6 protein-coding genes are annotated in these 9,315 nt (G+C 70.6%); all 6 read right to left on the bottom strand.

All coding sequences use genetic code 11. From position 1 onward, the window contains the following. The coding region (locus tag VK611_24160) for a nitrate- and nitrite sensing domain-containing protein (GenBank protein ID HMG44450.1) at positions 1–1,747 on the bottom strand (1,747 nt) is incomplete at its 3' end. A 97-nt stretch (positions 1,748–1,844) separates the two neighbouring features. After that, positions 1,845–2,435 (bottom strand): ATP/GTP-binding protein, encoded by a 591-nt coding sequence (locus VK611_24155; protein ID HMG44449.1) that lies wholly within the window; start codon positions 2,433–2,435, stop codon positions 1,845–1,847. A gap of 31 nt (positions 2,436–2,466) precedes the next feature. Next, positions 2,467–2,802, bottom strand: coding sequence for a DUF742 domain-containing protein (locus tag VK611_24150; GenBank protein HMG44448.1), 336 nt, complete (start codon positions 2,800–2,802; stop codon positions 2,467–2,469). After that, positions 2,799–3,218, bottom strand: coding sequence for a roadblock/LC7 domain-containing protein (locus VK611_24145; protein HMG44447.1), 420 nt, complete (start codon positions 3,216–3,218; stop codon positions 2,799–2,801). The genes VK611_24150 and VK611_24145 overlap by 4 nt, the downstream gene beginning before the upstream one ends. Continuing rightward, positions 3,215–6,559, bottom strand: coding sequence for a nitrate- and nitrite sensing domain-containing protein (locus tag VK611_24140; protein ID HMG44446.1), 3,345 nt, complete (start codon positions 6,557–6,559; stop codon positions 3,215–3,217). The genes VK611_24145 and VK611_24140 overlap by 4 nt, the downstream gene beginning before the upstream one ends. 21 nt (positions 6,560–6,580) lie before the next feature. Continuing rightward, entirely contained in the window at positions 6,581–9,025 is a 2,445-nt protein-coding gene (locus VK611_24135; GenBank protein ID HMG44445.1) for a hypothetical protein, read from the bottom strand. Positions 9,026–9,315: the final 290 nt, after the last annotated feature.

Here is a 9,315-nt window from a genome sequence, read left to right as displayed (position 1 = left end):
GGTTGGCCCGTGCGAGCTCCTCGGCCGACATGCCCAGACCGGAGTCGATGATCGCCAACGTGTAACCCGCCGGCTGCATGCGCCCCCGGATCTCGACCGTCTGGTCGGGTGGCGAGAAGATCAGGGCGTTCTCGATCAGCTCCGCCAACAGGTGGGCGAGGTCGGCGGCCGCGGAGCCCATGACCGTCGTCGCTTCGACCGCCCGCACCGTGACGCGCTGGTAGTCCTCGACCTCGCCCAACGCGGCCCGGATCGCGTCGGTGATACGTACCGGTGCGGCCCATTTGCGGGGCGGGTCGATGCCGGCGAGCACGAGGAGCGATTCGGCGTTGCGGCGCATGCGGGTGGCGAGGTGGTCGAGCCGGAAGAGGTTGGCGAGGGTGTCGGGGTCGGTCTCGTTGTGCTCGAGCTCGGTGATGAAGTCGAGCTGGCGGCCGAGGAGGTTCTGGTTGCGGCGACCGAGGTTGACGAACGAGTCCGCGATGTTCCGTCGTAGGACGGCCTGCTCCACCGCGAGATCCAAGGCGGAGTCCTGCACCGTGTTCAACGCGTCCGCCACATCGGCAACCTCGTCGCGGGTCTGCACGGAGATCGGCTCGACCTGGGGCACCGTCACGTCGTCACCCAACGGCGTGTCCAGGATGTCCAACACGGCGTCGGGCAGGCGGTGGTTGGCCATGTCCGTGGCCTGACGGGTCAACGCCCGCAACGGCCGCGTGATCGACCGCGACACCCACCACGTCGCCAAACCCGCGACGACCACCGCCACCAGGGCCAACGCCTTGAACAGGCCCGAGCGACGGTCGGCATCGGCGACCAGCGAGTCGGCCTTGTCCTCCAGGACCGTCTTCACCCGCTCGCGGAAGCCGTAGTAGCTCTCGTCCTCGGGGACCGAGACCATCTCGAGCAGCGCGGGGATCGGGACGAAGCCGGTGCGCAGCACCTCGGGGGCGATCTCCTCGAGGAAGCTCTGGCTCGCCGCGAACTCGGCCAGCCGGTCGCCCGCGGCCTGGTAGTCGCCCGTGGCGAAGTCGACGACCTCGTCGCGATTCTCGATGGCCTGGCCGTAGAGGGCGCCCGCGTCGCGGATCTCCTCCCGGTCCTTCAGCACGTGGTCGCCGGTGACCGCAGCGTGCAGGAAGCTCCGCACGAGCCGGGCGACCAGGTCGAGCTCCCGCGTCGCCATGTGGCTGAGGTCGGCGCCCCGGCGCAGCTCGGGGTCGTCGATCGCCAGGGCCACCCGGGTGTTGGCCTGGAGCAGCTCGTCGATCAGGTCGGTGTAGCGCTGGAACACCTCGTCGGCGACCGTGGCGTCGTTGGGGTCGTCGGAGGTGTGCGGCTCGGGCACGGCATCGACGTCGGAGCGCAGGGTCGCGACCTCTTCGAGCTGCTGGAACGCCGGGGAGTAGGTCCCGAGGACGTCGCCGCCCTGCGAGCGGATCAGCGCCTCGAACTTCGCCAGGCTCTCGTCGGACTCCCGGCGCGCCTGCTCGTTGTTCTCGACCGGCAGCCGGAGGAGGTCCTGGTTGAAGCCGATCAGGTCGGCGGCCGCCCGGTTGCGCTCGTTCTGGAGGGCGGTGAACACGCCGTTCGGGCCGGTCGCCGCCTTGGCCAGTTCGGCCTGGCTGCGGATGTCACGGGCCTCGTCGGTGCTCTTGAAGACCTCGTAGACGGTGACGGACAGCAGGGCGAGCAGGGGCACCGTCAGCGCTGCAAAAAGCTTCGTCTGGATCGGTATGCGTCGCACGGGTCCCCTCACTCGTCGATCAACACCCGATGGACGACCCCAGCTGTCGTTGGCGGCGTGTCGGGTGTGCCGCTTGGCCCAGTATGCCTATGTCAGATCAGTACTGAAGTGCTCGGGACTTTGCCTTCGCCACCAGCGCCTCCAGAAGGGTCAAGAGCACCATCTTGACCGAATCCTTGTTGCGAGCGTCAGTTTCCACTATCGGTGTCTCGTGCGTTACGCCGAGTGCTTCCCGGATCTCGGGAATCGGATAGCGGGGTGCTGCGTCGAAGACGTTGACGCCGACGACGAACGGTATGGCGTTCGCCTCGAAGTAGTCGATGCCGGGGAAGCAGTCGGTGATCCGGCGCGGGTCGACCAGCACCACCGCGCCCAGCGCACCGAGGCAGATGTCGTCCCACATGAATCCGAAGCGCTCCTGGCCGGGAGTACCGAAGAGGTACATCACCAGGGTGTCGTCGACCGTGATGCGGCCGAAGTCCATCGCGACGGTGGTGGTGGTCTTGCCTTCGATCCCGATGCGGTCGTCGATGCCCGTTGACGCCGTGGTCATCGCGGCCTCGGTGCGAAGCGGCTCGATCTCCGAGATCGCACCGACGAACGTCGTCTTGCCGACGCCGAAGCCTCCGGCGATGACGAACTTCACCGACGTTATGCGGTTGGTCGTGCCCGATGCGGTTTGCTGCACGTGTGGTTCCTCTTGAGGTTTCCGACCGGGCTCAGATCGCCCGAACGCGTTCGATCATCTTGGTGAGCATCGACAGCTCGATCTCGACCGGGTCGGTGTGGTGGACGTCGAGCAGGCCAGCAGCGATCAGGTCGTCGGCGAGGATCATCACCACACCGACCACGAGCCGCAGATGGGCGGCCACCTCGGCGACGGAGACGGCGCTCATGCACTGCTCCAGCACGAGCTGCTGCTCCTCCGGGAGGAGAGCGGGGATGTGACCTGCCTTGGTCTGCAGGAGGGTCTCAATTCGCAGGTCACGTCTCTGAGCACGGGTACGCCCGCCCGTCATGATGTAGGGCCGTACCAGATCGTGACCTTCGCTCATGCGACAACCCCCGCCTTCAGCTCGGCCACCAGAGCAGGCGTCAGGACCTGACCTGCCCTTTCGACCAGCAGAGTTGTCTGATATCCGACCAAACCGATGTCGCAGCTCCTGGTCGCCACCACACCGAGGCAGCTGCCGTCCGAGATCGAGGAGACGAACAGGAACCCCTGGCGCATGGCCACGATGATCTGCTCGAGGCCGGCGAAGTCGAAGCAACGGGAAGCACCGTGTCCGAGGCTGACGAAACCGGAGATGATGGCGGCGAGCTGCTCGGCGGAAGCACGGTCCAGCGAGCTGGAAGCGGCCATGAGCAGCCCGTCCGACGAAACGGCGACCGCATCGGTCACTCCGGCTGTTTGGTCGACGAAGCTGTTGAGCAACCAGTTGAAGTTCCTGGCTTCGTCGCTCAGGCTCATTGATCCTCCTCGGATGTGGTGGGATTGCGTGCCTCGTCCAGCCCGCGCTGCACTCCGGCGCTGAAGCTCGACAGGAAGCCGTAGACGTCCTTGGCCGTGCGCGGGTCTCTCTGGGTGTCGCTGGACGTTACGTCGCGCGGCGGCCTCGTGCCGTCGTTCCCACGCCGATGATCCTGGTTATGACTGGGAGCGGCGGCCCGGGGTTGCGGCGCAGACGGAGGTGGAGGCGGTGGTTGTTGCTGGCGGCGCAGGCCCACCGGCTGGGTCTGCGGCATCTGGGCGCCGGCGACCCGCCGAGCCAGACCGCTGGCGGTGTGGTCGCTGGGCGACGGGTGGGTGGTCGGGGCGCCGAGGCCCGGCTGGCGGGGTGCTTGGCCGGGACCGCCGCCGGTACGCACCGCCGGGGTGCCCGGGGGCGGCGTGGGGTTGAACGCCGGGAAGGCACCCGGGCCGCCGCCCGGCGGGGTCAGCGGCCGGCTGGGGTTGATCTGGCGGTGCAGGTGCGTGGTGTAGGTGGCCAGCGTCTGCAGCAGGTCGTCGCTGGGGCGGGCGGGCTGGGTGCTGCCGCCGCCACTGCCGCTGCCGAGGCCCGTGCCGATGCTGCCCTGGCGGGGCGACCGCTTGACCAGGCCACCCGACGTGCGGCCGGGCCCGATGTCGGCAGCACGGGGGCCGCCGCGCTGTGTCAGCGGGGGCGGGTTGCCGGAAGGAGCCGGCGGGAACGCCGTGGGGCCCGGGGCCGGTACCGGAGCGGCCGGCGGGCGGGCCTGTGGGGGCGGCGGTGTGGCCTGCGGCGCCGACACGCGGAGGTGCGGCGCCGACAGGAGCGGAAGCTCCTGACTGTTGGCGCCCGAGGGCAGCGGCGCCGGGCCCGACGTGTCGTGGGTCGGGTCGGCCTCGTACTGCTGGCGGGCGCCCTCGATGGTGAACATCGGCTGCGTCTCGTGGAGCTGACCCGGGTCGACGGGGGGCGGCAGCGGTGCCAGCTGCAGGTCGTTCGTGCCGGTGGCGGGCAGCGGCGGGAACAGCGGTGACGGGGGCGGCGGTGGCGACGTGGGCCCCTGGGGAGGCGTCGGCGGCTGCAGCGGGCCCGGCATGGGCGGCTGCGGCGACTGGGGCGCCCGGGCGGCGGGGAGCACCGGTGCCGGGGGCAACGGCGTCAGCGGCCCGGGGTCGAGCGGCATCAGCGTGGGCAGCGGTGCCACTGGTGCGTGGTTGTCGCTCGAGTGGTTGTCGCTCGAGTGGGCGGCCGGGATGGCCAGCGGCTCGGCCACACGGTCGCCCCCGGAGGCCGGCGATCCCACCGGGGCGAGGCCGGCGATGGCCTGCTGCGAGGTGAGGTCGCGACGGGCCATGAGCGTGGGGGTGCTGGTGAGGTTGGGGGCGCCGGGTGCGGTGTCGAGCTGGCCGGTGTTCGGCTCGGCCGTGAGCAGGGGCGGCGGCAGGTTGATGGTGGCGGTGATGCCGTGGCCGGGGGAGTTGTGGAGGGTGACGTTGATGTTGTGGCGGGCGGCGAGGTTGCCGGCGACGTAGTGGCCGAGGTACTTCGACGGGGCGATGGTGAAGCTCTCGGCGCCGGCGAGGCGGCGGTTGGCTCGGGCGAGCTCCTCGGGGGGCATGCCCAGGCCGGAGTCGATGATCGCCAGCGTGTAGCCGGCGGGCTGGGTGCGTCCGCGGATCTCCACGGTCTGGTCGGGTGGCGAGAAGATCAGGGCGTTCTCGATCAGCTCTGCCAGGAGGTGGGCGAGGTCGGCGGCCGCGGAGCCCATGACCGTCGTCGCTTCGACCGCCCGGACCGTGACGCGCTGGTAGTCCTCGACCTCGCCCAACGCCGCCCGGATCGCATCCGTGACCCGCACTGGTGCGGCCCATTTGCGGGGCGGGTCGATGCCCGCGAGCACGAGCAGCGACTCGGCGTTGCGGCGCATGCGCGTCGCCAGGTGGTCCAACCGGAAGAGGTTGGCGAGGGTGTCGGGGTCGGTCTCGTTGTGCTCGAGCTCGGTGATGAAGTCGAGCTGGCGCCCGAGGAGGTTCTGGTTGCGGCGACCGAGGTTGACGAACGAGTCCGCGATGTTGCGCCGCAACACGGCCTGCTCCACCGCGAGATCCAAGGCGGAGTCCTGCACCGTGTTCAACGCGTCCGCCACATCCGCGACCTCGTCCCGCGTTTGCACGGAGATCGGCTCGACCTGGGGCACCGTCACGTCGTCACCCAACGGCGTGTCCAGGATGTCCAACACCGCGTCGGGCAACCGGTGGTTCGCCATGTCCGTCGCCTGACGGGTCAACGCCCGCAACGGCCGCGTGATCGACCGCGACACCCACCACGTCGCCAAACCCGCGATCAGCAGCGACGCCAGCGCCAGGGCCCCGAACAGCCACTTGTCGACGTCGGCGTTGTCGGTGAGGGAGTTCGCCTCGGACTGCAGCTCCTCGCCGACCTGGCGGCGGAAGATGCTGTAGCCGTTCTCTTCGGCGCTCGGTCCGGCGGCCGCACTGAGCAGCTCGGCGGGCGGGGCGATGCCCTCGGTGAGCCCCCGCTCGACCATCTCGTTGAAGGTTTGCAGGTGGGGTGTCGCCGCCAGGTCCTGCTGGAACTTGCGGTAGCCGCCCGCGGCCTTGGTGTCGATCGACTGGGAGTTGTCGGTCAGCTCGGCGTACAGCGCCGAGACCTCGGCGACCTCCTGCGATGAGCTCACCAGGTTGTCGGGCTGCTCGCCGCCCCCGTTCGCGAAGAAGACGGCGATCGTGAGCTTGGCCATCAGGTCGGTCTGGCGGGCGGCGAGGTCGATCAGCTGGGCGCCTCGCCGCAGCTCGGGGTCGTCGACCTCCAGCGCCACCTGGCGGTTGGTGTCGAACAGCGGGGACATCAGCTCCGAGTAGCCGTCGAACACCTCCCGCGTGAGGTCGATGTTCTCGGGCCTGCGCTCGCCCTGGTAGGCGTCCACCTGCTGGCGCAGCGCGTCCAGCCCGGGGCCCATGGCCTCGAGCGCGGGCCCGTAGGCCTCCTCGGCGGCGTCGCTGCGGCTGGCCAGCTCGCCCCGGAACTCCTCCAGCGCCTGGTCGGTGGCGGCGCGGGCCTCGGTGTTGTCCTCGACCATCAGATCCGGGATGTTTTCCAGTCCCACCAGGTAGATCGCGGCGGCGTTGCGCTCGTCCTCGAGCTTGCTGGGCACGCTTTCGACGCCGATCGCCGCGGTGGCGAGGTCGGCCTGCTCGCGGATCTCGCCGGCGGCGCCGCTGGTGCTGACGGCCTCGAAGACCGCCACGACGAGCAGGGCCAGCAACGGCACGGCCAGAGCGATGGCCAGCTTCACTCGGATCGGGAACCGTTGGAGCACGGAGCTTCCTTTGTTGGCGAGCTAGGTGGTCGGAGCGCTCACGCCCGAGGGGTTGTAGCCCTCGTCGTAACCGCGATAGTCGTCGTCCTCGTACTCGTAGTCGTAGTTCTCGTCGTCGTAGTCGGCGTCGTACTCGTCGGCAAACGCGCCGTCGGCATCGCCGCCGTCGTCGGGAGCGTCGACGTCGTCGCCGGGCATTCCGGTGACCGTGCCGACGTCGTCGGGCAGGCCGATGGCCCAGCCGAGCGTGTCGGCGTCGTCGGTGAGAAGCACGACCGGGCGCTGCAGCGTGCTGGCCGCGAGCGCCTCGAGCATCTCCGCATGCTCGTCTTGGGTGAAGTCGGCGAAGGGGTCGTCGAGCACCGCGGGGACGTCGCTCGTCCCCAGCATCCGGCCGACGGCCCGCCGCAGGTCGTCGGGGATCAGGTCGTTCGACGGCTGCGTGGTGAGGTGGGCGTCGAGGTCGGCCTGGGTGCCGTCGATGTCGGCCCGGGCCCGCTCCAGGTCGCGGGTGGCGGTGGTGAGCCCCACGTCGGCCCGCTCGACCTCGCCCGCCAGCGTCTCCCGCAGCAGCGGCAGCTCGCCCAGCGGGTCGTTCGAGGGCTTCGGGCGCAGGGCGGGCGGCAGGGACTCGCTGATGCGCCGCAACTTGCGGATGGCGTCGCTGAGCGCCGCGGTGGCCCGCTCGAGGGCGGCCTCGGCGGCGATGGCCTGGGCGTCGGCATCGGAGACGCCGACGTCGTACTCCTCGTCGGAGCGCTCCAGCGCCTCGGTGACCGCCGCGATCTGGGCTCGCAGCTGCTCGGCGGCGGCGACCCGCTGGATGCGCCGCTCGTCGTGCGACGTGCGGCCGATCATCTCCTCTTCGAGCTGTTCGACCCGCTCGGCGGCGGCCTCCAGGTCGGCGGCGGTGAGGTAGGAGGCTTCGACGAACTGCTGCGCCTCGTCGGCGTCGCGGGCGTCCTCGTCGTCGAGCGCCAGCATCTCCTGGTCGAGGCGCTCGACGTCGTGCCACACGGCGTTGCGGGCCTCGACCTCGCGCTCGAGGTCGAGCAGGAAGCCGATGGCGGCGTCGCGCACGCTGACGCCGACCGGGTAGACGCCGTAGTTGGCGAGGGCGCCGGCCAGCTCGCGGGTGCGGGCCGGCGGCACCACGGGGTGGGCGTAGAGCAGCTCGGCGACGTGCTCGGCCGGGTCGCAGCACAGCAGGTCGGCGGCCTCGCCGAAGATGCGGTCGCGCCGGGCCCGCAGGGCGATGACGATCTGCGGCGGCTCGGTGGCGGCCCACAGCGACGTGAGCGTGTCCTCGGCGATGCGGCGGGAGCGCAGGGCGTCGAGCAGCTCGGTCTGCGCCTCGTCGAGCTCCGGCTCGGCCATGATCAGGTCGAGGTAGGTCTCGTAGCCGTAGCCGGTGAGCACCTGCTGCTCGCCCATGCGGGCCTGCTGCAGGTAGGCGGCGGCGTCGGGGTGGCCGCCCGACTGGTCGAGCGCCTCCTCGGCGTCGAGCACGGCCTCGTGCGCCCGCTCGATCTCGTCGCGGGCCGCCGGGTGCAGCCGCGACTGGCCGGTGGTGGCCTCCAGCTGGGCGATCAGGTGCTCGATCTGGGACAGGTCGTGCTGGGCCGTGTTCAGCTCGTTGTTCGACGGCGGCGTCGGCAGCGCCGTCTCGATGCGGGCCAGCTCGGCGTCGACCTCGTGCCACTCGCGGGCCAGGTCCTGCGCGACGACGTCGAGCTGCCCGGGGTGGGTCTCGGCGTCGAGCGCCGCCAGCGCCTGCTGCACGGGCGCCGGGTCGAGCAGCGGCGCCTCCATGCGAGCGACCAGGTCGGCCCGCTCGTGGGCCAGCTGATCGCGGAGGGCGGCGCGCTCGGCGGCGCTCGTCTCGATGACGTGGAGCGCCCCCTGAACCTCGTTGTGGGCCGACTCGGAGGAGCGCAGCTCGTGGCCGGCCTTCTCCAGCTCCCGGCGCAGCGCGTTCTCGTCGAGCTCGGCGGCACCCAGCTCGTCGAGCTGCCGCTGCGCGTCGTCGATGGCGCGGGTGGCGGCGTCGCGCTGCTCCATCACGAGGGCGAGGCGGTCGCGGGCGTTCTCCAGCTCGACGCGGCGCTCGTCGAGGTGGCGCTCGGCCTCGTCGGCGGTCTTCGTGAGCTGGCTGGCGTGGTCGAGCAGGTTGTCGCATTCGGCCAGGTGGGCGGCCAGGCGCCGGGCCCGGGCGGCCGCCTCGTCGCGCTTGCTGGCGGCGACGGCCGACTGCTCGCGGGCATGCCGAAGTCGCGCGGTTAGCTGGTCGCGATCCTGGGCATGTTCCTCGACGCGCTGCCGAGCGACCTCTTGGGCGGTGGCGTCGAGGTCGTCGGCACCGAGGGCGGACAGGGTGCCGTTGGAATCGATTCCGGACGCGTCGGACAGCAGCCGAGTGAGTTGCTCGGTCAGTGTCGTCCGCTCGTGGGTACCTGCAGGTAGCACCGTCAGCCTTGGGTGCAGACCCCGCAGGCCTGTGGCGGCGGCGTGGTTCGAATCGTGGGTGTTCACGGTGGCGGTGGCAGCGACCGTTCGGGATCCCCTAGCCCCCGTCTGGTGACCGCCCTCCTCACGACAATTGCGTTACGAACTGATTCTCGCGCGTGGAGAGGCTCGCATGCTCGGAATGTCCTCCGTGATGGTAGTGGGTGCCCCGTCGCATGCTCGTCGCCTATGCGAAACAGACAGTTCACACCGGGTGCCTAGGGTCTGTGCCCGTGATGACCTACGTGGTG

It is taken from the genome of Acidimicrobiales bacterium (genome assembly GCA_035316325.1).
Lineage (GTDB): Bacteria > Actinomycetota > Acidimicrobiia > Acidimicrobiales > VFJN01 > DASXTK01.
The sequence above is the reverse complement of the archived record's forward strand: the minus strand, read 5'-3'. Positions and strand labels throughout refer to the sequence as shown.

Coding starts and splice junctions, on each gene's coding strand:
- VK611_24150 (HMG44448.1), bottom strand. CDS start 2,802: ATGAGCGAAGGTCACGATCTGGTACGGCCCTACATCATGACGGGCGGG.
- VK611_24145 (HMG44447.1), bottom strand. CDS start 3,218: ATGAGCCTGAGCGACGAAGCCAGGAACTTCAACTGGTTGCTCAACAGC.